The organism is Nonomuraea sp. SBT364 (assembly GCF_001083785.1).
Taxonomy (GTDB): Bacteria; Actinomycetota; Actinomycetes; order Streptosporangiales; family Streptosporangiaceae; genus Nonomuraea.
The window spans coordinates 24,209-48,529 of sequence record NZ_LAVL01000058.1 but is presented as its reverse complement, the minus strand read 5'-3'; the positions used below and the strand labels follow the sequence as shown (position 1 = coordinate 48,529).

Below are 24,321 nucleotides of genomic sequence, written 5' to 3'. Positions count from 1 at the left end.
GGCCACCAGCCCACCGAGCAGCGGCAGCCCGCCCCCGGCCGCGAGGACCGTCCGGGCCGCCCCTGCCGCCCCGGAGGACGAGGACCGCCCGGCCAGGCGGCGCAGCGCGATCAGCAGGCCCGCGAAGGCCAGCGCGGGCAGCACGTCCCGCAGCCCGTCGATCCGGACCAGCAGGCACAGCCCGAACACCAGCCCGGCCAGCGCCGCCGGGAGTGCCCGGCGGCGCCGCGCCAGCGCGTCGTGCACCAGCGCCAGCCCGCCGAACAGCAGGATCACCGACGGGATCTCGCTGAAGGTGGTCCGCGACGTGTAGAGCACCGGCATGCTGACCGCGAACGCCAGCGCGGCAAGCGGCGCCCAGCGGCCGTCAACCAGCCGCGCCGCCAGCCCGCCGACCGTCAGCACCGCCAGCGCGCCCAGCACGGCGGGCGTCAGGAGCAGCCCGCCGAGCCACTCCCCCAGCGCGAACAGCATCGGCGGCCCCGGCATGAACTGCGGCACCACCGCCCCGTCGCCCGGGTAGAAGCCCACGCTGTCAAAAACGAGCGCCCGATCCGGCCCGCCGAACGCCTCCGCCCGCACGTCGATCGGCAGCGACCCGTGCCGGGCCAGCCACACGGCGTACTGCGCGTACGTCGCCGGATCGCGCCGGACGAGCAACTGCTCGCTGTGCAGGACGGCGTTGAACACCCCGGAGGCGAGCGCCACGGCGAGCACCGACGCCGCCTGCCCGGCGGTGGCGTGCACCGGCACCGGCCGGCGCGTCCCCGCCCAGCACAGCAACGCGGCGGCGGGCAGCCCGACCAGGAACGCGGGCAGCGGCCGGTAGGCCCCGGCGAGGAGCAGCCCCAGCCCGGCCAGCAGCCACCCGGCCACGGCGAGCGCGGGCAGCACGGTGACCACGGCGAGCACCCGGCCCGCCGCCGGCCTGCGCATCCGGGCGAGTTCCATCGGTCAGCGAGCGTATCCAACATCACGATGACGGCTCGCGGGCGGAAGCCCGGTAGCGTACCGGCGTGCCGGACAAGCGGGAGGTCGTACGGGTGGCGGGGCGCCTCGCGCGGCGGCACCGATGGTTCCTCGGGGTGCTGGCCGCCGGGGCGCTGCTCAGGGTGGTCGCGATGCTGGGCTACCGCCCGGCGCTGTGGTTCCCCGACTCCTACACCTACATCGTCACCGTCTTCCATCCGCGCCCCGACCTGGTGCGTCCCGCCGGTTACTCGATGTTCGTCAAGCTGCTGGAGCCGTTCCACTCCTTCGGCGTGGTGATCGCGGTGCAGCACCTGCTGGGGCTGGCGACGGGCGCGCTGGTCTACTGGGCGGCCGCGCGGCGCATCCGCCGGTGGGTGGCGGTGCTGGCCGCGGTGCCGGTGCTGCTCGACGCCTACCAGGTGGAGCTGGAGCACCTGCTGGTCTCCGACACGCTGTTCATGTTCCTCGTCGTGCTGGCCGTCACGCTGGCTCTGGCCGACCGGCCCAGGGTCGTCACGATCGGGCTGCTGCTGGCGGCCGCCACGCTCACCAGGACGGTCGGGCTGCCGCTGATCGCGCTGCTGGCCGGGTGGTTCCTGCTGCGCCGGCAGGTCCGGCCGGCCGTGGTGATGCTGGCGGCGGCGCTGGTGCCCGTCGTGGCGTACGGCGCCTGGTTCTACGCCACCTACCAGCGGGTCGGGATCGTCGGCGCGAACGGCGTCTTCCTGTACGCCAAGACGATGTCGTTCGCCGACTGCGAGCGCATGGACCCGCCGCCCGACCTGCGGGTGCTCTGCGATCCCCGGCCGCCGGAGCAGCGGCCGCCCTCGCAGGAGTACATCTGGGCCAAGGACGCGCCGCTGGTCAAGCTGCCGGGCATCACGTTCACCCGGGAGACGGACGCGCTGGCGGCCAGGTTCGCGGTGCTGGCCATCAGCGCGCAGCCGCTCGACTACGCCGGCTCGGTGCTGTCGGAGCTGGCCCGCTCGTTCGTGTGGGGCCGCCCGGTATACCCCGACCAGGAGATCTACGGCTACTACCAGTTCCCGTCGACGTCGCCGCCACCGCCGGGCCGCTACCCGGCCCGGCACGGCGCCGAGCTCGCCCGGCGCTACGAGCGGGGCGAGATCGGCACCCGCGTCGCCGAGCCGTACGCCGGCTGGATGCGCGCCTACCAGGACGTGGCCCGGCTGCCCGGCACCGCGCTCCTGGCCGTCCTGCTCGTCCCGCCCGTCGTCGCGGCGCGCAGAAGGCTGTACGGGATCCGCGCGGCGCAAGGGCCGGCCGTGTGGCCGGCACCCTGGGCGGCACCGTGGGCGGCGGCCGTTGTGCTGTTGGTCACGCCGCCCGCCGTGGCCGAGTTCGACTACCGCTACGTGCTGCCGGTGGTGCCGCTGGCCTGTCTCGCGGCGGCGCTAACCTGTAGAAATCCTCAGAGTTCCTAAAGAATATTCCCCCATATGTCCCCGTCTGAGTATGCTCTTGCCGGTAAACATCACGCCCTTGTCACGGCCGATTCGCGCAGTCATGGCACCGGGCACGCCGTACGTGACCTAGTCTCGTGGCGCAGTACGACCAAGCCAGGACGAGGCTAGGGGGCGCATGAGTGACTACAGGAGCGCGTCCACGCAGGACCGCAGGGTCGCCTCGACGCAGCCCGGAAGCCGCATGGCCCGCAGGCAGGCCGCGGCCGGCCCACCGCCGCCGCCACCGCCCGACGAGCCGCCGCGCGGGCATCGGGGCAGGGGGCGCGGCAACGGCGGCAACAAGATGCGGGTGCTCGCCTGGGTGAGCATCGCCGCCACCACGGTCATGGTGGCCGGATCCCTGACCGGCTACACCGTCTACCGCGACGCCTTCGGCAGCATCAACCAGAAGGCCGTCAAGGACGACATCCTCACCGAACGCCCCCGCGACACCGGCGCGCTCAACGTCCTGCTCGTCGGCTCCGACACCCGGGCCGGCGAGGGCAACGCCAAGTACGGCCAGGAGCTGGCCCGCACCGCCGACGCGGGCGGCAAGCGCACCGACACCATCATCGTCATGCACATCTCCCCCAACCGGGACAGCGCGCGGCTGATCAGCTTCCCGCGTGACTCGATGGTGACGATCCCCAAGTGCAAGAACGAGACCACCAAGCAGGAGATGCCGCCCCAGCGGGCGATGATCAACTCCGCTTACAACTCGGGCGGCATCGCCTGCACGATCTCGACGCTGGAGACGCTCACCGGCATCCGCATCAACCACTTCGTCGAGGTCGACTTCAGCGGCTTCAAGAACATCGTCGACGCGCTCGGCGGCATCGAGATCTGCCTGAAGTCCGGCGTCGACGACAAGGACTCCAAGCTGAAACTGCCGCCCGGCAGGAGCGTGCTCCTGGGCGAGCAGGCGCTCGGCTACGTGCGGCTGCGCAAGTACGGCGACAACAGCGACATCCAGCGCATCAAGCGTCAGCAGATCTTCCTCAGCAAGGTCGTCGCCAAGGCCACCAGCGGCGATCTGCTCACCGACCCGGGCAAGCTCACCTCGTTCGTCACGGCGGCGGCCCAATCGGTCACCATGGACCCCGAGCTGGCCAACAACCCGCAGAAGCTCATCGACATCGCGATGAGCGCCAGGGAACTGACCGCCAAGGACGTCAAGTTCACCACGATCCCGTGGGTCCCCGACCCCGAGGACGAGAACCGCGTGGTCTGGAAGCAGCCCGACGCCACCGAGCTGTTCCAGGCGATCATCAACGACACCGAGATCAAGGAGACCGAGCCCACGCCGAAGGCGTCCGCCAGCAGCAAGCCCAAGCTGGCGCTCAAGCCGGAGCAGGTCCAGGTCCAGGTGCTCAACGGCACCACCACCCCGGGCAAGGCCCGCGAGGTCGCCGACCAGCTCACCAAGCAGGGCTTCAAGGTCACCGCGCTCGGCAACTACCAGTCCCCCGGCGGCCAGAGCCTGGCCAAGACGGAGGTCCACTACCCGAAGACGGCGACCACCGGCGCCGACTACGCCGGCAAGCTGGCCGAGGAGCTCTCGCCCGAGCCCCAGCCGGAGGCGGGCAAGGTCAAGGCGACCACCACCGAGCCCTACAACGCGGCGCAGACCACCGGCGCGGCGACGACCACGGCCAAGCAGGCCCCGGTCGTCCAGCTGATCGTGGGCGCCGACTTCAAGTCGGTCAAGGTGACCAAGCTTTCGGAGAGCGTGGAGAACTCCACGATCAAGGCATCGGAGCAGAAGAACGTCTGCGTGTGAGCCTCCAAGTTCGCTGTGTACCCGGCCGGCCGGGGGACAGGACCGGCCGGACCGGGATATCGTGGATCGGGTCGGCGACTGGGCTCGCCCGCGCCGGTGAAGGTGCGTCACGCGTGTCGTCTGTCGTGTTCCCCGGCCCCGAGCGAAGCTGAGCGACTCCCCTGTGTCTGACACCAAGCACTCTCCCCCGGTCACGGCTGCGAACGACGGGCCCGCCAACACAGGCGCCAGATGGCCGCTGCCGGAGGAGTCCTTCTGGAGTGAGCGGAGCGACCCCCGCGGCGAAGGCCCTGAGGGCCGCCGGGAGGCCGCCGGGGAGCCCGCTCCGGAGGAGCAGCCGAAGCGCAAGCGCGATCCCTATCTCGACAACGTCAAGTTCATCCTGATCGCGCTGGTGCCCATCGGGCACTCGCTGGTGCCGACGCTGAGCGCCGACTCGGCCAGGGCCGCGTACATCTTCGTCTACACCTTCCACATGCCGCTGTTCGTGATCATCAGCGGCTACCTGTCCAGAAACTTCTGGAACTCCAACGCGAAGACGAACAAGCTCGTCGACACCTTCCTGGTGCCGTACGTGATCGTCGAGGTCGGCTATGCCGCGCTGCGCTTCGCGCTGGGCCAGAAGTGGAGCCTGACGATCATCGATCCGGCCTGGCTCAACTGGTATCTGCTGGCGCTGCTGTTCTGGCGGCTGTCCACACCGGTGTGGAAGCGGATGAAGTACCCGGTGCCGGTGGCGATCGCGATCTACCTGTTCGCCGGGTTCTCGGAGATCTCCGGTGACTTCAGCATGGACCGGTTCTTCGGCCTGATGCCGTTCTTCGTCATCGGGCTGGTCATGCAGCCGGAGCACTTCGAGCTGCTCAACCGCCGCTGGATCAAGATCGTGTCCGGGTTCGTGATCGCGGCCGCCGCCGCCGTGGCCATCTACATCGCGCCGAGGGCCCCGCTCGCGCCGTTCTACTACAAGAACAGCTACGAGAAGATGGACCTGTCCTGGTACATGGGGCTGGGGCTGCGCACCGGGCTGCTGCTGTGCGCGCTGGCGCTGTGCCTGGCGGTGCTGGCGCTCGTGCCGCGCCGCGAGACCTGGTACACCGACCTCGGCACCCGCACCCTCTACTGCTACCTGCTGCACGGCATCCCGGTGCTCATCGCCAAGGAGATGGGCTGGCTGGAGTTCCCGTGGCTGCACGGGCCGCTGGGCGTGATGGCGATCAGCTTCAGCTGCTTCGCGCTGGCGATCGTGCTGTGCCTGCCCGAGACGCGCACGGTCTTCAAGTGGGTGCTGGAGCCGCGCCTCACCTGGCTCTACCGGCGCCCATCCAGGTCCAGGAGTTAAGCGATAGTTTCACCCGCATTTACGCCAATGCCCTGGTAAGCATTGACCATCGACGCATGCGGGTTTGCGTTGCCACGACCGTCCACCATCCCGAGGACGCCCGGATCATGCATCGGCAGATCCGGGCGCTGCTCGACGCGGGCCACGAGGTGACCTACGTCGCGCCCTTCACGTACTACAACGTGACGCCGGCCGCCGGCCTCGCCGCGATCGACGTGCCCCGGCACGCCGCGTACGGCAGGGCGCGTACGGCGCTCCGGCGCGGCGTCAAGGGCGCGGACCTGCTGATCGCGCACGAGCACCGGCTGCTGCGCGCGCTGCCGTACCGCCGCCCGCCCGTCGTCTGGGACGTGCGCGAGGAGGCGTCCGGCGCGCGGCTCGCGCGGGCCGGACGCCGGCACCACGTCGTCACCTCCGCCGTGGTGCCCGAGGCCACCCTGGTGTCGCCCAGCCCTCCCCCTCCCGGCGACACCAGGGTGGTGCACCTCGGCCGGCTGGCCGGGGACCGGGGCGTGAGCGAGCTCATCGCGCTGGCCGAGCGGCTCGTCCCGCACGGCGTCCGGATGGACCTGATCGGCGCCGCCGCGCCGGGCGTGCGGCCGCTGCTGCGTGACGCGCAGCGGGTCGGGCTGCTCGACTGGTTCGGGTACGTGCCCAACCGGCACGCCCTGCGGATGACCGAGGGCGCCCTGGCCGGGCTGTCCCTGTCGGACGGGCCCGGCGTGACGCCGACGAAGATCCTCGACTACATGGGCCGGGGGCTGCCCGTCGTCACGACCCGGCCGGGGGCCGTGCCGGTCGAGGAGACCGGGTGCGGGCTCGTCGTGCCGCTGGACGTGGAGTCCGTCCTGGAGGCCGTGCTGGACCTCAAGGAGGATCCCGCGCGGCGGCTCGCCCTCGGCGCGCGCGGGCACGCGCGGGCGCTGGCGCGCCACCACTGGCCCGACCACGCGGGGGCGTTCGTGGCGCGGATGGAGGGCTGGGCGGGCGTGGCCGTGCGCCCCCGCCCGCTGGCCGCCGCCGCCGGGGAGAAGCCCTCTCCCGCCGTCTAGAAAGGCGTACGCCGAATGGTGCCGGCAGGCGGCTGTTGATTGACTGGGGACATGGCATCGCATCTGATCCAGGGCCGGACGGTGGGCATGCCTGTCCGGGTGCGGGACGTGGCGGTGTGCGCCGCCGCCTACGCCGTGCGGGCCGACGCGGCCCGGGCGGTCATCGCGTACGCGGGGCTGGAGGTGGCCGAGGTCTTCCCCGGCAAGGCCGTGTGCGTGCTGCTGTTCGCCGACTACCGTGACGGGGATCTCGACGCCTACCACGAGTTCGGCATGGCGTTCCTGATCCGGCGACCGGACCCGGGCGGGCAGCTCGGCCTGTTCGTGCACTGGCTGCCGGTCGACGCGCGCTTCACGCTGGAGGCCGGGCGCACGCTGTGGGGCTTCCCGAAGGAGCTGGCCGACATCGACCTGCGCCTGAGCTCCCCCTACAAGCGCTGCATCCTGCGCAGGGACGGCCGGCTGGTGCTCGACCTGCTCGTCAGGCCGGGCGTCCCGGTGCCAGGCCCCGCCTACACGCTGGACGCCTTCACGCACCGCGACGGCGTCACCCGGCGGGTCCCGTGGACGTTCCGGGCGCGGGGCGTCCGGGCCCGGCCGGGCGGGGCGCTCATCCGGCTCGGCAACCATCCCATCGCCAAGGAGCTCAGCGAGCTGGGGCTGCCCAGGCGGCCGCTGCTGACGCTGACGGTCGCGCACGCCTCGGTGAGCCTGGACGAGGCCGAGGTGGTGTCGTGACCGGCATCAGACGATCGGCGGGCGGCCCAGCTTGACCATGCGCCAGGCGGTGCGCCAGGCCATCGGCCGGCGCTCGCCCGCCGAGGTGCGCAGCCCCTCGAAGAAACCGGTGAACCAGGCCTTGATCGCCACGCCCGAGCGCCGCTCGCGGATCAGCGTCAGCACGATCCAGTCGAGCAGGTAGAGCACCGCCAGCGGCCACGGCAGGTTGCGCCGGGCCAGCCACACCCGGTTGCGCGCGTTGAGCCGGTAGAAGTCGGCATGGCGCGTCGGCGGCACCTGCGGGTGATACATGACCGTCTCGGCGTCGTACTCGATCCGGTAGCCCTCGCCCAGCAGCCGCCAGGCCAGGTCGGTCTCCTCGTGCGCGTAGAAGAACCGCTCGGGCAGCCCGCCCACCTGGAGGAAGGCCGAGCGTCTGATCGCCGAGGCGCCGCCCAGGAACGTGGTGACCGGCGAGGACCGCTCGGGGTCGCCGGCCCGCAGCCGCGGCACGTGGCGGCGCTGGCCGATGCCGCCCTCCGGGTCCATCACCCGGAAGGAGATCACGGCCAGGTCGGGCTCGGTGGCGAACCGGTCGCGCACGTGCGAGACGACCTTCTGGCTCGCATACCAGCCGTCGTCGTCGAGGAACAGCACCACATCACCGGAGCACTCCTCGACGCCGCGGTTGCGGCCTGCCGGAATTCCGGTGTTGTGGTCGAGCCGGATCGTTTTCACGGTCGCGGACGAGCCGACGGGTGGCGTCGCCGAGACGTCGGGCACGTCGGCGCCGTTGCCCACGATCACCACTTCGACGTCGCCGTCGACCTGGTTGAACGCGGACTCGACCGCCCGGTTCAGCTCCGCGACCCGGTTGCCCATGGTGAGGATGACGCACGAGATCTTCAACGAATCATCGTCCTGACGCGTTGAGAGCACGGGCGGAGCATTCTTTCATGATCACCGAGTCTGCTGGTCTGCATATTTCCTGATATTGGTGGAGCTAAGCGTATCGGAACCGATAGTGAACCCCCACCGAACCGCGGACGTCCGATCAATACGACGGACGGGGAGCTCTGCCGGTTCCGGGATGGGGTCACGCAAGCCGCCTCGACGCCATGATGCTGACCAGATGGAGCACGGTCTGGAGCGCGGCGGCGACCACGCAGGCCACGACGAGCACCCGGGTGGCGGTCAGATCTCCGGTCACCACGTCGATGACCGCGGTGGCCAGCGCGAGCAGCGACAGCTCGATCGGCTGCACGATCCGGTGGAACTGCGTCGCCGACAGGATCCGCCGCCCCAGCCCCAGCAGCCCGGAGCGGAACTGCGTGCCGGACGCGTCGCTCGCGGCCGGCAGCCCGCCCTTGGCCCGCGCCACCTCCACCAGGTCGCTCTCGGCCTTGATGAGGATCGCGCCCAGCGCGGCCGCGAACCCCATCACCGTGTACCAGTCGGGCAGCACCTGCGACGCCCGCCAGCCCAGCCCCGCCAGCAGCGCGGCCTCGGTGAAGTAGGCGCCGACCCGGTCGAGGTAGACGCCGGCCAGCGAGGTCTTGCCGGTCCAGCGGGCCAGCTCGCCGTCGGAGCAGTCGAGCAGCAGGTAGACCTGCACGAGCAGGGCGGCGAGCACGGCCGCCCACAGGCCGGGCAGGGCCAGCACCACCCCGGCCACCACCCCGGCCACCGTCATCACCCAGGTGAGCTGGTTGGGCGTGACCGGCGTCTTGCTCAGCGCCCAGGTGGCGTAGATCGACAGCCGGCGCATGTAGAGCACGCCGGCCCAGTGCTCGCCGTTACGGCGCTCCAGATGGCCCGCGGGCTGAGCGACCCGCCGCAGCTCAGCGACCGAAGGCCCGGACATAGTCCTCCACTCGATCGCGAATCTCGGACTCGGGAAGACGCAGGTGCTCCAGGATCGTGTAGCGGCCGGGCCGGGTGGCCGGGGCCAGCACCACGGCCTGGGCGAACTGCTCGTTGCTCAGCCCGATGTCGCCGGGCGAGACCGGCAGCTCGTGCCGCCGCAGGCAGTCGGTTACCTGCCGGAGCCGCGCCTCGTCCTCCCTCAGGAAGTAACAGAAGGCGGTGCCGATCCCGGCGAGCTCGCCGTGGTTGGAGGTGCCGGGGAAGAGCTGGTCCACGGCATGCATGATTTCATGGTCTCCACCGCTCGCGGGCCGAGATGAGCCCGCTACCACCATCGACATGCCTGACAAAATTAGCGATTCGGCCAGAACGGTCAGGAACGCGTCCGACTCGATGGAGTCCGTCCGGCCGATCAGGGCCTCGGCGGCGGTGCGGGCCATCGAGCACGCCAGCCCGTCGAGGGGCTCGCCGCGCTCGACGTTGCCGAGCTGCCAGTCCTCGATGGCCGACAGGTTGCTCACCACGTCGCCCACGCCCGCCCGCACCAGCGACTTCGGCGCGCTGTGCACGAAGTCCAGGTCGACCAGGATCGCCAGCGGCATCGGCACGCCGAACGTGCCCTTGCCGCCCTCGTACAGCAGCGACGCGGTCGGCGAGCAGATGCCGTCGTGGGACAGGTTGGTGGCGACCGCGACCATCGGGATGCCGGCCAGCGAGGCGGCGTACTTGGTCGTGTCGATGGTCTTGCCGCCGCCGACGCCCACCACCACCTCGTAGGCGCCCTTGCGCAGGTCGGCGCCGAGCGAGACGGCGGCGTCCACGCTGCCGTCGGAGACCCGGAACACCTCGGCCTCGTCCAGCGTCGGCGCGATCAGGCTCTCGATGTGGTCGCCCTGGCCGGGGCCGACGGCCACCGCGACCCGGCCGGAGGTGGCCACCCGGCTGTCGGCGAGCAGCGCGCCGAGCTGCGCCACGGCGCCGCGCCGGACGTCCATGGTCAGCGGCGCGGGCAGCATCCTCGCGAGAAGCGGCATCCGGCCCCCTCAGTAGCGGGTCGCGATGGAGCGGGCCTTGGCCAGGTCGTCGTGGTTGTCCACCTCGACCCAGTCGACCTCGCCGATGGGGGCGACGTGGATGTGCTCGCCCCGCTCGACCATCTCCTGGTAGCCGTCCTCGTAGTAGAGCTGCGGGTCGCGCTCGAAGGTGGACTTGAGGGCGTCGGCCAGCTTGCCGGCGGCGCCGGGACGGATGAGCGTGGCGCCGATGTACTCGCCGTAGGCGTCGGCCGGGTCCATCAGCTTGGTGATGCGGCGCAGCGAGCCCTCCGGGGAGAGCGTCACCTTCATCTCCTCGTCGGCGAGCTTCTTGACGTCGTCGACGGCCAGCAGGATCTCGCTGGTCTCCGGCGCTGCCAGCAGCGTCTTCTCGACCGACACCGGGTGCACGGTGTCGCCGTTGACCAGCAGCGCGCCCTGCTTGAAGTAATCGCGGGCGCACCACAGGGAGTAGGCGTTGTTCCACTCCTCGGCCTTGTCGTTGTGCACGAGGGTGAGCTCGACGCCGTGGCGCTCCTCGAGCTCCCGCTTGCGATCGTGTACGGCCTGCGCGGCGTAACCGATGACGACCACGACCTCGCGCAGCCCGACCTCGGCGAGGTTGCGCAGCGAGATGTCCATGATCGTGGTCTCACCGTCGACCGGCACGAGCGCCTTCGGCAGCGTGTCGGTGTACGGCCGCAGGCGACGTCCGGCTCCAGCGGCCAGCACCATTCCCAGCAACGTGCACTCCTCAGTCGAGCATGACTACTAGGCCCAAAGGTTAGTTGGCTTTGGGCCCTGTGCGGGTAATCCGCCGTTAGTCTTGCGTTCCCATATCGGCGGCTTCCACCCCGGAACGGGGCGCCGCCAGCCAGCACGTGAGACTCTCCCACCCGAACGCCCCCCACAGATAGAGCGCGAGCAGGGCGAATCCGCCGGGCACCCAGCCGGCCAGCGCGGCCAGCCCGATCAGCAGCGAGCGGCCCTCCCAGCCCAGCCCCAGGCTCGACAGCCACGGCGGCGGGTAGACGTGCTGCCGCAGCCGGTAGACCAGGTCGTAGTGGTGGAAGACGATGGCGCCGAGCAGCAGGAAGATCAGCACCGGGGGCACCGCGTGGGTGAACCCGCAGGCGGCGATGAAGGAGTACTCGATCGCCCGCAGGATGGGCGGCGCGAGCCAGTCGAGCCGGCCGTCGTGCGGATGGGAGCTGCCCGGTCCCGCCAGCAGCAGCGTCACGGCGGGCGCGAACACCGCCAGCCCGTCGGAGGCGGCCACGCCGATGAGCAGCAGCACGCCGGTGACGAACGCCCCGGCGATCAGCGGCGGCAGCGGCGGGAGCTGCCCGGCCACGAGCAGGCCCATGCCGCGCGAGAGCGGCCCGTCGTCGCGATAGGTGACGACCTTGCTGCCCGGTACCGGGGTCATGTGCACCGCGATCATTCCGCCGACCTCACCATCCGGCCGGCCAGCTGGTAGAGCGCCGCGGCGCCTCCCCAGCCGAGCAGCGCCACGAACGTCACCCGGGCGTCGAACAGCGCCGCGGTGACGGCGATCAGCGCCATCCGCTCGCCGATCGGCAGCACGAACATCTTCCTGAGCCAGTGGACGACGCTCTCGCGTTCCATCCGCTGGGCCATCTTGAGCACGCCCTGGCGGGGCTCTCGGCGGCGGCCCGCGTCGGCGGGCTCCAGCAGCGAGCGCACCGGCCTGGCCCACAGCGCGCCGACCCGGCGGGCGTCGGACACCGCCCCGGCGTAGGAGTAGTGGATGGCGTGCCGTACCGACTGCAGGATCATCGCCCCCGCCGCGAGGAACCAGATCCCGCCGGGGTTGCCGCTCGGGTACGGCTGGGCGGCGACGTAGCCGACGGCCAGGCCGACGTAGACCACGTACTCCTTGAGCCGGTCGGCCATGCCGTCGGCCCACGCGCCGAGCGGCGTGAAGCCGCGCGTGTAGCGGGCGAGCTGCCCGTCGAGGCAGTCGAGCGCGAACGACAGGTAGAGCAGCACCGCCCCGGCCAGCCGCCCGCCGGTCGTGCCCGCCGAGAACCAGATCGCCGACAGCACCGCCAGCCCGACCGAGATGCCGGTGACCGCGTTGGGCGTGAGCTTGGCGGCGGCCGCGGGCCTGATCAGGTGACGGGTCCACGAGGAGACGAAGAACGTGCTGAAGAAGCCGTCGTCGGCCTTGACCGAGGTGTCGAGCCGGACCTTGGCCTCGTCCACCTCGGCCAGCCGCTTGACCGCGGCGTCGGCGGACCCCTGGCCGGTCACCCGGTTGCAGTGCAGCTCGCCGAGCGTGGCCGCGCGTACGGCGACCCCCGACCTGACCAGCCCGACCAGCAGCAGGTCGACCGCCTCCACCGGGGTGACGGGGCCGAGCCGGCCGGCGTCGGCCAGCTCGGCCAGTTCCTCGGCCAGGTCGGCGAGCGTGGCCAGGTCGGCCTCACCGGCCTGGAGCACGCCGGCGAACGTGGCGTTCGCCTCGGGCACCGTGTGGAAGGAGCTGCCGGCGGCCACGATCCGGCCGCCGTCCATCCGCACGGGAGGCCGCATCGGGCCGCCGGCGGCGCCGTGGGAGACCAGCGCGCGCGTGTCGTGCGCGGGATGCTCCAGCAGCAGGGCCAGCGACTCGGTGTGGGCCACCAGGTCGGCGGGCACCACGGCGATGGCGCCGGACGAGACGCGGGCGATCTTGGCGACGCCGCGCAGGTCGGCGCCGAGCCCGCCGCCGGCGGTGACCACCTGGACCTCGCGCACGGGAAGCGTGGCGAGCTGGTCGTGCAGCCGGTCGAGCAGCGTGCCGGCGGCGCAGGAGAGCCTGCACGCCGGTGTCGTGGCGAGCAGCACCACGGAGGTGGTGGTGCTCACTCGGGTCAGTGAGTCGGGCAAAGCGCAGGTCCTCCCGTTCTCAGAGGGAGTGCGTGGACTCAGCGTAGCGACAGCGCAACGCGATATCACGGAACAGGACCGTTACCCTCGAAGTATGAATTCTCGGCTGCGCACTGTCGCGGTGGTGCTGGCGGGCGGCGTCGGACAGCGGGTCGGGCGCGACACGCCCAAGCAGCTCATCGAGCTCGCCGGGCGGACGATCCTGGAGCACACGATCGCCGTGTTCGACGGGTCGCCCGAGGTCGACGAGGTCGTGGTGCTGATGACGCCCGGGTTCGGCGGGCAGGTGCGCGAGCTCGTGCGGCGGGCCGGGTTCGGCAAGGTGACCCGGATCGTCGACGGCGGGGCGAGCCGCACCGAGAGCACCTGGCGGGCGCTGCGGGCGCTGGGGAGCGAGGAGTGCAACGTGCTCCTGCACGACGCCGTACGCCCGCTCCTGGAGCCCCGGATCATCACCGAGTGTGTCAGGGCGCTGGAGACGCGCGAGGCCGTGGAAGTGGCCATCCCGAGCTCCGACACGGTGTTCGTGACCGTGCCCGGCGCGGGCGGCGAGGTCGTGGGCGACGTGCTGGACCGGTCGCGGCTGCGGCGGGCGCAGACGCCTCAGGGGTTCCGGCTGTCGGTGATCAGGAAGGCGTACGAGCTGGCGTTCGCCGATCCGGGCTTCGGCGACCGGCCGGCGACCGACGACTGCGGGGTGGTGCTGCGCTACCTGCCGGACGTGCCGATCTTCCTGGTGCCGGGCAGCGAGCGGAACATGAAGGTCACCCACCCGATCGACCTGGCCATCGCCGAGCGGCTGCTGTCCCCGGCCGGGGCGCCCGCGGCCGGGCCCGGCCGGCGCGAGGAGCTGGTGGGGCTGTCGGTGGTGGTCTTCGGCGGCGGGCTGCCGCTGGCCGCCGAGTACGGCGCGCGGGTGCGGGCCTTCGCGCGCGAGGAGGTACGGGTCGCCGACGCCGAGGCGGTCGCCAAGGCGCTGGCCGACGTCGGCACCGTGGACGCCGTCGTGCACCTCGGCATGCCGGCGCGCGACGGCGACGAGGCCGCCGCCTACCTGGGGCCGTGGAACGTGGCGCGGGCCGCTTATCCGGCGCTGCGGGAGAGCGGCGGCCGCCTGGTGCTGCGGACCGCCCCGGGTGCGGGGCCCCTGCACGCCCCGGTGCGCGCGGCCACCACCGAGCTGGCCAGGTCGCTGGCCGCCGACTGGGCGGGGGTCCGGGTCAGCTGCGTGAGCGCCCAGGACGAGCGGGCCCTGCTGGACGCGCTGGTGTAGGCCCGCCCGCCCCCGGAGAGGGCGGGCGGGAACGGTCAGCGAGGTGCCCGGGCCAGTTTGCGCGGGCTGGTGAGGAAGCCCCAGCCCCACGACAGGTGCATGGCGGCGTAGACGACCGGCAGCCTGAGCTTGGCCGCCGCCGGCAGCCCGCTTCCGGTCAGCACCGACCCGGCCGCGATCGCCACCGCGTAACCTCCCGGGATGACGAGCCCGAGCGGGAAGAACGGCGCGACCACGAGCCCGAGCAGCATCGCCAGCACGGCGGCCGGCGGCGCCAGGTAGCGCAGGTTGATCGTGCCCTCGTGGGTGCGCGCGACGACCCGCCGCCACCTGCCGTAATGGAAGTACTGCTTGGCCAGCGCCTTGACGTTGGGCCTCGGCCGGTAGGAGACGCGCATCCGCGGCTGGAACCACACCAGCCCGCCGGTCTGGCGGATGCGGTGGTTCATCTCCCAGTCCTGGGCCCGCTGGAAGTGCTCGTCGTAGCCGCCGACCCGGTCGAGCGCCGTGCGCCGGAAGACTCCCAGGTAGACGGTGTCGGCCGGGCCCGCCGTGCCGCCCACGTGGAAGGCGGCGGCGCCGACACCGATCTTGGAGGTCATGGCGCAGGCGACCGCCTGCTCGAACGGGGTGACGCCCTCGGCGGCCATGACGCCGCCGACGTTGTCGGCGCCGGTCTCGGCCAGCGTCTCGACGGCCACGCGCAGGTAGTCGGGCGGCAGCATGGCGTGCCCGTCGACTCTGGCGATGATGCCGTTGCGCGACGCGCCGATGGCGGCGTTGAGCGCGTTGGGGGTGCGACCTGTGGGGTTGGGCACGACGGTCACCCGTCGGTCGGACGCGGCGATGGCGTCGGCGACCTCCTGGGTGCGGTCGTGGGAGGGGCCTACGGCGAGGACGACCTCGATCTCACCCGGATAGTGCTGGGCGAGCACCTGGTCGACGGCTTCGCGTAGGTGCCGTTCCTCGTTGAGGACAGGCATGACGACGGAGATGGGCGGCCAGCCGCGCGTCTCCGCTGGCGCGTGCGGCGAGTCGGGGAACTGCTTCATGGCGGGGCTCACGCTACTGTACGAGCAGGGGAGGAGGGCAATCGATGGCCCGATCCTCCGTGCGCCACAGAGGGGGACGGCAATGCGCGACCCGAGCGAGGAGGACGCCGGTGTGCACGTGGGCGGCGACGCCTACGGTGGCGTCAAGCTCGCCCCCGGCCGTCCGCGCAGGCCACGCAAGAGCGCCAGGGCGCGGCGGCGCAACGCGATCATCGCCGGGCTGCTGTCGACGGGTGTGCTGGTCGGCACCGGGGTGGTGTGGGCGACCCCGCGCACGATCGGCTCGGTCGACGCCGGCGTCGCGCCGGCCGCGCCCCGCGGCGCCGAGAACATCCTGCTGGTCGGCGTCGACAAGCGCGACGACCTGACGCGCAAGAAGCAGAACGAGCTCAAGCTGGGCCGCGAGTCCGGGCAGCGCACCGACACGATGATGGTCATCCACCTGTCGGAGGACCACAGCAAGATCACTGTGGTGAGCCTGCCGCGCGACACCTGGACGACCGTGCCGGGACAGGGCGAGCACAAGATCAACTCGGCCTACCAGTTCGGCGGCCCGAAGCTCGCGCTGCAGACCGTCCGGCAGGCCACCGGGCTGGAGATCCACCGCTACATCGAGGTCAACGTCCTCGGCTTCGTCGACGTGGTCGACTCGCTCGGGGGCGTCACCGTGTGCACCCCGGTGGCGATCAACGACCCGAAGACCGGCCTCAACCTGGCGGCCGGCACCCACGAGCTCAAGGGCACGCAGGCGCTCGGCTACGCCCGCACCCGCGCCACCGCCCGCTCCGACCTCGACCGCATCGACCGCCAGCAGCAGGTGATCTCCGCCCTGCTGGACCGGGCGCTGAGCGCGGGCACGCTGGCCAACCCGGCCAAGCTCGCCACGTTCGTCAACACCACGCTCGGCACCATCAAGGTCGACCCCGACGACGGCCTGCTCGGGCTGGCCACCCAGCTCCGCGACGTCAAGCTGGACAACGTCCAGTTCGTGGACGTGCCGCTGGCCGACGTCGACTTCAAGACGCCCACCGGTGAGTCGGCGGTGCTGTGGGACAAGGCGGCGGCCCGCGACCTGTTCCGGAGCATCGAGGCCGACCGCGACCCGGGCGAGCCCACCCCGTCGGCCAAGCCGTCGACGGCCAAGCCCGGCGCCAAGCCGACGGTCCCGCCGCAGCAGATCTCGCTCAAGGTGCTCAACGGCACACTCATCACCGGCATCGGCGCGCGCACCAGGTCGGCGCTGATCGCGTACGGCTTCCAGGTCCCCGACGCGGCCGGCAACACGGCCCGCAAGGACCACAAGGAGACCGTCGTGCGCTACGGCAAGGACCGGGAGGACGCCGCGCGCACGGTGGCGGCGGCCATTCCCGGAGCGAAGCTCCGTCAGGTGGACATCAAGGGCGTCGAAGTGATTCTCGGAAGCGATCAGCTGAAAGTGGCCAAGCCGAAATCGACGTCCACCCCGTCGGCGAAACCCAGCGCCACGCCGGTGACCGAAACCGCTACGCAGAACATATGCAAGAAATAGTAATAACCATCTCTAATTCGGGCACGCTAGCCCCATGGTGGTCAGGTGTTGGCGGGAGGAACCCTGCACTGTTCTGCACATCGCCGGTGACCTAGACGTCTACGGCGCTCCACGCGTGCGGGCGGAGCTCGAACAGGCGCTGGCCGGCTCCGACCCGGTCAAGCTGGTCATCGACCTGACGTCGGTCCCGTTCTGCGACTCCGTCGGGCTGGGCGTGCTGGTGGCCACGCACAACCACGTACGTCGCACCCGGGGGCGGATGATCCTGGTGCTGGCTCCCGGGATGATCAGCCACCTGCTGACGATCACGAATCTGGACCGGCACTTCGAGACGAGCCCGTCCCGGGAAGAGGCACAGGCGGCGTTGAGCACCGCCGCGTGACGATCGGGTCCGCCGGTGCGAGACGATGTCCGCATCGTTCCCGCGGTGTGGAGGCTTGCACGTTGTTCGATCAGTTCCCCGAGCCCGCGCGTTCCCAACTCGTCGCCGCTTCCGAGGAGGGCCGGACCAGGCCGGAGTGGTGTTTCGTGGACGGGCGCGCACGGCTGGCGTTCTGGGCGCCGTTCCCCGGCGCCGAGCCGGTGATCACCTGGCAGTTCGAGCCCGGCCCCGATCCGGCGGCCGCGGCGCGGCTGCTCAGGCACGGGCTGGCGGCCATGGGGCTGACCAAGATCATTCACGACATCTCGCTCCCGCCCGGCCTGACCCCGCTGGTCGACCGGGCGGTCGAGCACGAGGCGCTGCTCGGGGCCGGGTTCGCGCTGGAGGTCGAGCGGCTGCTGCTCGAATGGCGGGCCGGCAGCGACCTGCCGGACGACCCGGGCAGGCTTACCTATCGCCCGGCGCGCGACCTCGACGCCGCCGAGGTCCTGGACGTGCTCGTCCGCATCTCCGAGGGCTCGCTCGATCACGACACCCAGGTCGAGGTGGCCACGTCCGGCGCCGAGCACGAGGCCCGCTGGATGTACGACGACCTGCTCAACCGCAAGGCCAAGCCCGGCTGGTTCGTGGTCGGCTACGCGGGCGACTCGCCCGTGGGGCTGGTGGCGCCGGACGACCACTCCATCGCCTACATCGGCGTGGTGCCCGAGCACCGCGGCCGCGGCTACGTCGACGACCTGCTCGCCCGGGGCACCCGCACGCTGGCCGAGGCCGGCGTCGAACGCGTCGTGGCGGCCACCGACGTCGCCAACGTCCCGACGGCCGCCGCGTTCCGCCGGGCCGGTTACGCCGAGGTCGGCCGGCTGCACCGCTACTACTGGAGGGCCCCGTGAGGCTGGGTGTGATGTTCGACCGCGACCTGCCGCCGGAGCGGCTGGTGCCGGTCGCGCGGGAGCTCGACGCCCTGCCCGGCGTCCACGACCTGTGGGTGGTCGAGGACCTTGGCTGGACGGGCGGCATCTCCGCCGCGGCCACGGCCCTGGCCGCCACCTCGCGGCTGCGCGTCGGCCTCGGCATCACCCCGGCCCCGCTGCGCAACCCGATGCTGCTGGCCATGGAGCTGGCCAACCTCGCCAGGCTGCACCCGGGCCGTCTCGCCGCCGGGATCGGCCACGGCGTCCCCGCGTGGATGGCCCAGGCCGGCGCCGCCGTCCCGTCACCGCTGACCCTGCTGGAGGAGACGATCACGTCCGTCCGCGCGCTGCTGCGCGGCGAGACGGTGACCCTGCGCGGCCGCGCCGTCCACCTGGACGGCCTCTCGCTCGTCCACCCGCCCCCGGTGCCGCCACCGGTGCTCGCGGGCGTCCTGCGGCCTCGCTCGCTGGCTCTGTCGGGCCGCGTGGCCCAGGGCACCATCCTTCCCGAGGGCTTCGGCCCGGCCCGCGTCGCCGAGGCCCTGAAGCTGATCGCCGCGGACGGCGACCACGAACTGGTCTGCTTCACCCACCTCGGCATCGGCGATGACAGCCGCACCCGGGAGATCAGGGAGGAGTTCGCCCCGTTCCTGGGGGTGGCGCCGGACGAGGTGGCGATGGCGACCGGCTCGGCGGCGGAGGCCGCGGCCCACGTCAAGGACCTGTGGGCGGCCGGCGCGGGCACGGTGACGGTCCGCCCGATCGGCACCGATCCGCTCCCCCACGTCACCGGGCTGCTTTCGGCCCTTTGACCGAAGGGCATCGGCCGAACGGACGATCTCCCGGCCGGGGATCCGCGCCACGATCGAGCCATGAAGCGAATCACGGCAGCGGCGGCGCTCCTGATCACCGGTCTGGCCGGCTGCGGCGTGGACCTGGACGCGGACGAGGTCCACTCCGCCCGGGCCTTCCCCTACTCCGGGACCACGCTGACCATCGAATCGGCGCTGGGCGGCCTGCGGATCATGCCCGCCACCGGCCCCGGCATCCAGGTGGACCGGTGGCTGCGCGGCAAGGCCGCCGACGACAACTCCTGGAGCCTCCAGGACGGCAGGCTGCGCCTCGGCGCCGACTGCACGGTCGTCTTCGGCGACTGCGGCGCCCGCTATCACGTACGGGTGCCGCCGGGCGTGCGGCTGGTCGTCGACGGCGGTGACGACGGCGTCGTCCTGCGGGACCTGCCGCAGGACGTGGACGTGTCCACCTCGGGACCGATCAGGGCCTACGACACCTCCGGGCGGCTGCGGCTGCGGACCGGCGACAGCCTGATCGCCGGCTCGCGCCTCCGCTCGGCGAGCGTCAGGGCGCGCACCTCCACGGGCCCGATCAGCCTGTCGTTCGCCGTGCGGCCGGACGGGCTGGACGCCCGCTCACGCGACGGGCGGGTGACCGCGACCGTGCCGCGCGGCGACTACGCCGTGACCGCCCGCAGCACCCACGGCCGCGTCCGCTCCCAGCTCAAGGACACCGGCGGCTCCCGCACCATCGTGGCCAGGAGCACGACCGGCGACGTGCGGCTGGTCAGTCCGTGACCCAGATGGCCGTGTAGACGCCGTTCTCGGCGTTGACCTGGGCAGGGTAGAGGCCCTTGGCGTTGAGCTGGTCGAACCGCTTCTGGTAGCCGGAGCCGGTCATCCCGATGTAGTGCGCCCACGACTTCAGCCCGTCCTTGCGCCACGCGGCGGCGTAGGTTCCGTCGGGGCCCACGGACACGGTGGTCGGCCGGTAGCCGGCCTTGACCCGCTTGGCGAACTCGGCCTTGTGCGCCGAAGCGGACTTGCCGTAGCTGAAGTACCAGCTTCCGCCGTCGTTGAGGGTCCACACAGCCACGTAACGGCGATCGCCCGCGGTGCCGTAGACGTCGACGGACGACAGCACGTAGCCGTCGGCGGCGGCCTTGCGGTTGGCCGCGGCGAACTGCGAGTCGTCCAGCCCGTGCCTGGCGAAGAACTTGCCGCTCTTCTTCTCGAAGACGGCGGCGAACACCGCGTCGCTCCCCGGCCCGGTGCCGGAGATCGAGATCGGCTGGTAGCCCTTCTTCAGCGCCGCGTCGAAGCGCGACTGCAACCCGCTGCCGGACATCCCCTGGTACATCAGCCAGCCCGGCGACGAACCCTTCTGCCACACGGCCGCGTAACGGGGGCCCTCGGAGACGTTCATCGTGATCGGGTGATAGCCCTGGGCACGCAGCTTGTCGAAGTTGGCCGTCTGCTGGCTCGACGTCACCCCGTGATAGGCGACGAACGCGGGGGCGGCCCCGGCCTGCGCCGCGGGCGCGAGCGCCACCGCCGTGGCCAGGGCGGACACCACGACGGCGGCCTTTCCTACGGTCCTCATGACTCTCCAATGCAGGATTCTTTACGCGTTCATGGGGGATGGGGATCGACCATAACAGCCATCCCCAAACGCCCCGAACCCCGCTTCGGAGAACCCTGCGGTCATGAGGCTCTAGTCGCCGTCGCCGTCCTGGTCCTCGCCGTCCGGATTCTGCGTGTTGACGATGTCCGGATCGTCGTCGCCGTCGCCGTCACCGCCGCCGCACGCGCCGGTCAGGGCCACGACGGCGACCAGAGCCGCGGCCGCCACCGCCTTGCTTCTGCTCCTCATGTACACCTCCATGCCGGTATTCGCGCGTTCCCTTTATCCTCAGCGAAGACGATCTAACGTCCCGAGGCCGAACGGCCATCCCCTCATGCGCCCCGGGCGTGGTCCAGGAGGGCGCCTGGGTCGGGGTGGGTGTCGCCGCGCCAGGCGATGTGCTGATCCGGCCGGACCAGGACGTAGCGGGCGCCGTACAGCTCCTGAAGGTCGGGGCGGTGCAGGTGGCAGCGGGTGAACGGGATGCCGCGGGCGGCGGCGGCCGCCTCCCAGGTGGCGTCGGCGGGGTCGGTGGCGATCTCCAGGAGGGTGAAGCCGGGCCCCAGGGCGTCGTAGAGCGAACGGTCACGGGCCGGCCAGAAGTGCGGCAGGCGGGAGCCGGGCGCGCCGGAGGGGCGGTAGACGGAGGTCCGCGACACGGGGGCGGGGCCGTCGTCGGCGGCGATCAGCGGCGAGTCCTCGTACCTGGCGCCGAGCACGAAGCCGAGCGTGTACGTCTCGTTGGACTTGGTCTGCCTGATGAGGTCGGCGGCCTTGAGCCGGGCCTGGACGCCCTCGTCGGTGTCGTCGCCGAGGCCGGGGCGGGCCAGCTCGCCGGTGAGGACGCGCATGTTCGCGGCCGCCTCGGCGATGGTGCGCCGGGCCATCGGGCGCCGCTCGGCCTCGTAGCTGTCGAGCAGCCCGTCGCCGGCCCAGCCGCGCAGCTCCGCGGCGAGCTTCCAGCCGAGGTCGACGGCGTCGCCGATGCCGGTGTTGGCGCCGAAGCCGCCCCACGGCGGGTTCAGGTGGGCGGCGTCGCCGGCCAGGAAGCAGCGGCCCTCCCGGTAGCGGTCGGCCACCAGCATGCGGGCCGTCCAGGGGTCCAGGAGGCGCACGTCCACCGGATGGTTGCGGCCGATCATGGTGTGCAGCGCCCGTTCCACCCATGCGGCGCCGGGGTCCTCGGGGGCGCCGATGATGATCGCCCACCAGGTGCCTTCGGTGTCGAGCGGGCCCATCAGGCCGTTGACCTCGGGGTTGACGACCCAGTACTGGACGGCGCGGCCGTGCGGGTGCGCCTCGGACAGGCCCGGCGCGTGGAAGACCACCTGCACGTTGCGGGCGGCGTGGGTCTCGCCGGAGAGCCGGATGCCCAGCTCGCCGCGGACCACGCCGCGCCCGCCGTCGGCGCCGACCAGGTAGCGGGCCCGGATCGGCTCGCGCCGCCCCTGCTGGTCGACGGTCTGCTCGCCGTCGCCGTCGCCGTCCTGCTCGACGCCCAGCAAGCGCCGTCCCCAGCGGGCCGACACCGTGGGGCGGCGGTCCAGGCAGCCGCGCAGCGCCTCCTCCACCCGGTTCTGGCCGCACCACTGGGCGGGCTCGGCCAGTTCGTCGCGCCGCACGTCGGTCAGGCCGAAGATGCCGTCGAAGCGTTCGATGCGGTGCCCGGTCAGGCTGGCGCAGAACACCGCCGAGTCCGACCAGCCGAACGGCAGCCGCGCGTTGTCGCGGATGTCCTGGGCGACGCCGAGCCTGCGGAAGATCTCCATCGACCTCGGGTTGATCTGCTTGCAGCGCGGTGACCCGTCCCCGGCCTCCGTACGCGGCTCCACGAGCACGCAGTCGATGCCGCGCGAGCCGAGCTCGTGGGCGAGGGTCAGGCCGACGAGCCCGCCGCCGGCGATGACGACTTCGGTGTCCGTCACGGGGTTTCCTTCGCTGGGGGGCCGACGATGGGGGTGCGCAGGACGCCCAGGCGCTCGACGTCGACCTCGACGACGTCGCCGGGTCCGAGCAGCCAGGGCGGCGTGCGTACGTAACCGACGCCCTCGGGGGTGCCGGTCGCGAGCACGTCGCCGGGGCGGAGGGTGAGGGTGCGGCTGATCAGCGACAGCACCTCGCCCACCTCGAAGATCATGTCCTTGGTGTTGCCGTCCTGCACCAGCGTGCCGTTGACGCGGGTGCGCAGCCGCAGCCCGTCACGCAGGTCGCCGACCTCGTCGGCGGTGACGAGCGGGCCGAGCGGGCCGGTGCGGTCGCCGTTCTTGCCGAGCGTCCACTGCGTGGTCAGCTTCTGGGCGCGGCGGGCGGTCAGGTCGTTGAACGTCGAATAGCCGAGTACGGCGGCCCGCGCGGCGTCGGCGGAGACCTCGCGCAGCGGCGCGCCGACGTACGCGGCGATCTCGCCTTCCCAGTCGAGTCCGGCCTCGTCGGCGGGCACCGGCGCGGGCACCCCGCCGACGCTCAGTGACGCCGTCCACCGCCCGAACAGCGTCGGATGATCCGGTACGGCGAACGCGCCCTCGGCGGCGTGGGCCCGGTAGTTCAGCCCGACGCAGATCACCCGGGCGGCCGGCGGCACCGGCGGGACGAACTCCACCGCATCAACCGGCACGGGAGCGCCGGGCCCGGCGTCGAGGGAGCGCGCGGGGTCCGCCCAGAACGCGCCGACCTCCGCGATCGGCCGCACCTCGTCGCCGTCGAGCCTGGCGACCCACGCCTGCCCGTCCAGGACCATTCCGGCGAGCTTCACCGCTCCTCCTCGCGGACCAGCCGCAGATCGAACTCCAGCTCCTCGAACGGCGTCTCCATCCCCCACCGCTCGTCCGGAGCCTCCCTGCGCACGGGCTCGCGGACCAGCTCCGGCTTGACCGCGTAGGCGGCGTCGGAGCCGAGGTAGGGGTCCCCCGCGAGGAACACGTGCGTGGTCAGCGGCCGGTAGCCGGGCGCCGACACCTGGACGTGCACGTGCGCGGGGCGCATCGGGTGCCGTCCGATCGCCTTGAGCAGCCGGCCGGCGGTGCCGTCGACGGGCACCGGGTAGCTGCTGGGCCGGATGGTGCGGAACCAGTAGCCGCCGTCGTGCCCGGTGGTCAGCAGGGCCCGCAGGTTGCCCAGGTCCTGCTGCTCGTCCTGGCTGTCGTACAGGCCGGTGTCGTCGGCCTGCCACACGTCGACGAGCGCGCCCGGCACGGGCGTGCCGTCGGTGCCGAGCACCCGGCCGTGCACCACCGCCGGGGTGCCGCGCTCCCGCTCGGGGCCGGTAGCGATCCAGTCGCCGAGCTCCCGGACCGGCGCCGGCGAGTGGAACGGCCCCTGGACCGACGAGGGCGTCATGCCCGCCGCGCCGACATGGTTGACGTCGTCGACGGCGGTGGTCAGGCCCAGCATGTCCGACAGCAGGATGAACTCGTTGCGATGCGGCCCGCACCACCGCTGCCCGGTCTCGGTCAGGAAGTCCAGCCCGGCGAGCCATTCCCGCTCGGTGGGGCGCACTTCGGAGACGAAGGCGTGCAGGTGGGTGATCAGCGACGAGACGATCTCGTTCAGCCTCTCATCGGACCCGTCGACGCCGCTCAGCACCTGCCGGAGTAACGGATCGCTCGACATAAAACACCCGTACCTTTC

Annotated in this window: 23 protein-coding genes and 1 pseudogene; 11 read left to right on the top strand and 13 right to left on the bottom strand. The window is 72.0% G+C overall.

Features of this window, described 5'->3' with window-relative positions:
* Nucleotides 1-951 (bottom strand): annotated as a pseudogene (locus ADY59_RS24670) (glycosyltransferase family 39 protein); the annotation flags it as partial.
* A gap of 65 nt (nt 952-1,016) precedes the next feature.
* Here ADY59_RS24670 and ADY59_RS24665 point away from each other — a divergent pair.
* From ADY59_RS24665 to ADY59_RS24645, 5 genes are all read left to right on the top strand, one after another.
* Nucleotides 1,017-2,417 (top strand): ArnT family glycosyltransferase, encoded by a 1,401-nt coding sequence (locus ADY59_RS24665; protein WP_231618861.1) that lies wholly within the window; start codon nt 1,017-1,019, stop codon nt 2,415-2,417.
* A gap of 157 nt (nt 2,418-2,574) precedes the next feature.
* Complete coding sequence (locus ADY59_RS24660; RefSeq protein WP_049566146.1) at nt 2,575-4,218, top strand: LCP family protein; 1,644 nt, start codon at nt 2,575-2,577, stop codon at nt 4,216-4,218.
* 163 nt (nt 4,219-4,381) lie between these two features.
* On the top strand, nt 4,382-5,560 hold the full coding sequence (locus ADY59_RS24655; RefSeq protein ID WP_049566145.1) for an acyltransferase family protein: 1,179 nt from the start codon (nt 4,382-4,384) through the stop codon (nt 5,558-5,560).
* A gap of 56 nt (nt 5,561-5,616) precedes the next feature.
* Entirely contained in the window at nt 5,617-6,612 is a 996-nt protein-coding gene (locus tag ADY59_RS24650) for a glycosyltransferase (RefSeq protein WP_156325709.1), read from the top strand.
* Between the two features lie 51 nt (nt 6,613-6,663).
* A complete protein-coding gene (locus tag ADY59_RS24645) occupies nt 6,664-7,350 on the top strand; it encodes an acetoacetate decarboxylase family protein (protein WP_049566142.1) in 687 nt (228 codons plus the stop codon).
* A 6-nt stretch (nt 7,351-7,356) separates the two neighbouring features.
* Here ADY59_RS24645 and ADY59_RS24640 read toward each other — a convergent pair whose 3' ends face one another.
* From ADY59_RS24640 to ADY59_RS53435, 6 genes are all read right to left on the bottom strand, one after another.
* Nucleotides 7,357-8,241 carry a glycosyltransferase family 2 protein gene (locus ADY59_RS24640; RefSeq protein ID WP_049566140.1) on the bottom strand — a complete coding sequence of 295 codons (885 nt, stop codon included), beginning with the start codon at nt 8,239-8,241 and terminating at the stop codon, nt 7,357-7,359.
* A 187-nt stretch (nt 8,242-8,428) separates the two neighbouring features.
* The gene (locus ADY59_RS24635) at nt 8,429-9,196 is read right to left on the bottom strand and encodes a CDP-alcohol phosphatidyltransferase family protein (RefSeq protein WP_049566137.1); all 768 of its coding nucleotides are present in this window, start codon (nt 9,194-9,196) and stop codon (nt 8,429-8,431) included.
* Nucleotides 9,174-10,214: an iron-containing alcohol dehydrogenase family protein gene (locus ADY59_RS24630; protein WP_049566162.1), complete on the bottom strand. Its 1,041-nt coding sequence runs from the start codon at nt 10,212-10,214 to the stop codon at nt 9,174-9,176. The genes ADY59_RS24635 and ADY59_RS24630 overlap by 23 nt, the downstream gene beginning before the upstream one ends.
* A gap of 27 nt (nt 10,215-10,241) precedes the next feature.
* Entirely contained in the window at nt 10,242-10,976 is a 735-nt protein-coding gene (locus ADY59_RS24625) for a phosphocholine cytidylyltransferase family protein (RefSeq protein ID WP_049566134.1), read from the bottom strand.
* A gap of 76 nt (nt 10,977-11,052) precedes the next feature.
* Entirely contained in the window at nt 11,053-11,661 is a 609-nt protein-coding gene (locus tag ADY59_RS53440) for a DUF5941 domain-containing protein (protein WP_269433638.1), read from the bottom strand.
* Between the two features lie 11 nt (nt 11,662-11,672).
* On the bottom strand, nt 11,673-13,106 hold the full coding sequence (locus ADY59_RS53435; RefSeq protein WP_269433637.1) for a CDP-alcohol phosphatidyltransferase family protein: 1,434 nt from the start codon (nt 13,104-13,106) through the stop codon (nt 11,673-11,675).
* Between the two features lie 115 nt (nt 13,107-13,221).
* On the opposite strand from ADY59_RS53435, the gene ADY59_RS48940 reads away from it, so the two are divergent.
* Nucleotides 13,222-14,400 (top strand): bifunctional cytidylyltransferase/SDR family oxidoreductase, encoded by a 1,179-nt coding sequence (locus ADY59_RS48940; protein ID WP_049566161.1) that lies wholly within the window; start codon nt 13,222-13,224, stop codon nt 14,398-14,400.
* A gap of 35 nt (nt 14,401-14,435) precedes the next feature.
* On the opposite strand, the gene ADY59_RS24605 is transcribed toward ADY59_RS48940, so the two are convergent.
* Nucleotides 14,436-15,452 (bottom strand): glycosyltransferase family 2 protein, encoded by a 1,017-nt coding sequence (locus tag ADY59_RS24605; RefSeq protein WP_156325708.1) that lies wholly within the window; start codon nt 15,450-15,452, stop codon nt 14,436-14,438.
* Between the two features lie 82 nt (nt 15,453-15,534).
* On the opposite strand from ADY59_RS24605, the gene ADY59_RS24600 reads away from it, so the two are divergent.
* From ADY59_RS24600 to ADY59_RS24580, 5 genes are all read left to right on the top strand, one after another.
* A complete protein-coding gene (locus ADY59_RS24600) occupies nt 15,535-16,980 on the top strand; it encodes an LCP family protein (protein WP_049566126.1) in 1,446 nt (481 codons plus the stop codon).
* A 34-nt stretch (nt 16,981-17,014) separates the two neighbouring features.
* Nucleotides 17,015-17,362, top strand: a complete 348-nt coding sequence (locus ADY59_RS24595; RefSeq protein ID WP_049566124.1) for an STAS domain-containing protein — start codon at nt 17,015-17,017, stop codon at nt 17,360-17,362.
* Nucleotides 17,363-17,424: 62 nt separating this feature from the next.
* A complete protein-coding gene (locus tag ADY59_RS24590) occupies nt 17,425-18,255 on the top strand; it encodes a GNAT family N-acetyltransferase (protein WP_049566121.1) in 831 nt (276 codons plus the stop codon).
* On the top strand, nt 18,252-19,088 hold the full coding sequence (locus ADY59_RS24585; RefSeq protein ID WP_269433636.1) for an LLM class flavin-dependent oxidoreductase: 837 nt from the start codon (nt 18,252-18,254) through the stop codon (nt 19,086-19,088). The genes ADY59_RS24590 and ADY59_RS24585 overlap by 4 nt, the downstream gene beginning before the upstream one ends.
* A 60-nt stretch (nt 19,089-19,148) precedes the next feature.
* On the top strand, nt 19,149-19,868 hold the full coding sequence (locus tag ADY59_RS24580; protein ID WP_049566118.1) for a hypothetical protein: 720 nt from the start codon (nt 19,149-19,151) through the stop codon (nt 19,866-19,868).
* Here ADY59_RS24580 and ADY59_RS24575 read toward each other — a convergent pair.
* The 5 genes from ADY59_RS24575 to ADY59_RS24560 all read right to left on the bottom strand — a co-directional run bounded on the left by ADY59_RS24575 (nt 19,858) and on the right by ADY59_RS24560 (nt 24,303).
* Entirely contained in the window at nt 19,858-20,673 is an 816-nt protein-coding gene (locus ADY59_RS24575) for a hypothetical protein (RefSeq protein ID WP_049566116.1), read from the bottom strand. The two genes, ADY59_RS24580 and ADY59_RS24575, sit on opposite strands and share 11 nt — an antisense overlap.
* Before the next feature lie 111 nt (nt 20,674-20,784).
* Complete coding sequence (locus tag ADY59_RS50255; RefSeq protein WP_156325707.1) at nt 20,785-20,943, bottom strand: hypothetical protein; 159 nt, start codon at nt 20,941-20,943, stop codon at nt 20,785-20,787.
* Nucleotides 20,944-21,026: 83 nt separating this feature from the next.
* Nucleotides 21,027-22,619, bottom strand: a complete 1,593-nt coding sequence (locus tag ADY59_RS24570) for an FAD-dependent monooxygenase (RefSeq protein ID WP_049566111.1) — start codon at nt 22,617-22,619, stop codon at nt 21,027-21,029.
* Nucleotides 22,616-23,446, bottom strand: a complete 831-nt coding sequence (locus ADY59_RS24565) for a fumarylacetoacetate hydrolase family protein (protein ID WP_053175106.1) — start codon at nt 23,444-23,446, stop codon at nt 22,616-22,618. The genes ADY59_RS24570 and ADY59_RS24565 overlap by 4 nt, the downstream gene beginning before the upstream one ends.
* Nucleotides 23,443-24,303 (bottom strand): dioxygenase family protein, encoded by an 861-nt coding sequence (locus ADY59_RS24560; protein ID WP_049566108.1) that lies wholly within the window; start codon nt 24,301-24,303, stop codon nt 23,443-23,445. Before ADY59_RS24560 ends, ADY59_RS24565 begins: the two co-directional genes overlap by 4 nt.
* Nucleotides 24,304-24,321 lie beyond the last annotated feature (18 nt).

Coding starts and splice junctions, on each gene's coding strand:
- ADY59_RS24580 (WP_049566118.1), top strand. CDS start 19,149: ATGAAGCGAATCACGGCAGCGGCGGCGCTCCTGATCACCGGTCTGGCC.
- ADY59_RS24600 (WP_049566126.1), top strand. CDS start 15,535: ATGCGCGACCCGAGCGAGGAGGACGCCGGTGTGCACGTGGGCGGCGAC.
- ADY59_RS50255 (WP_156325707.1), bottom strand. CDS start 20,943: ATGAGGAGCAGAAGCAAGGCGGTGGCGGCCGCGGCTCTGGTCGCCGTC.
- ADY59_RS24660 (WP_049566146.1), top strand. CDS start 2,575: ATGAGTGACTACAGGAGCGCGTCCACGCAGGACCGCAGGGTCGCCTCG.
- ADY59_RS24575 (WP_049566116.1), bottom strand. CDS start 20,673: ATGAGGACCGTAGGAAAGGCCGCCGTCGTGGTGTCCGCCCTGGCCACG.
- ADY59_RS24635 (WP_049566137.1), bottom strand. CDS start 9,196: ATGTCCGGGCCTTCGGTCGCTGAGCTGCGGCGGGTCGCTCAGCCCGCG.
- ADY59_RS24605 (WP_156325708.1), bottom strand. CDS start 15,452: ATGAAGCAGTTCCCCGACTCGCCGCACGCGCCAGCGGAGACGCGCGGC.
- ADY59_RS24645 (WP_049566142.1), top strand. CDS start 6,664: ATGGCATCGCATCTGATCCAGGGCCGGACGGTGGGCATGCCTGTCCGG.
- ADY59_RS24595 (WP_049566124.1), top strand. CDS start 17,015: ATGGTGGTCAGGTGTTGGCGGGAGGAACCCTGCACTGTTCTGCACATC.
- ADY59_RS53440 (WP_269433638.1), bottom strand. CDS start 11,661: ATGACCCCGGTACCGGGCAGCAAGGTCGTCACCTATCGCGACGACGGG.
- ADY59_RS48940 (WP_049566161.1), top strand. CDS start 13,222: ATGAATTCTCGGCTGCGCACTGTCGCGGTGGTGCTGGCGGGCGGCGTC.
- ADY59_RS24630 (WP_049566162.1), bottom strand. CDS start 10,214: ATGCTGCCCGCGCCGCTGACCATGGACGTCCGGCGCGGCGCCGTGGCG.
- ADY59_RS24650 (WP_156325709.1), top strand. CDS start 5,617: ATGCGGGTTTGCGTTGCCACGACCGTCCACCATCCCGAGGACGCCCGG.
- ADY59_RS24560 (WP_049566108.1), bottom strand. CDS start 24,303: ATGTCGAGCGATCCGTTACTCCGGCAGGTGCTGAGCGGCGTCGACGGG.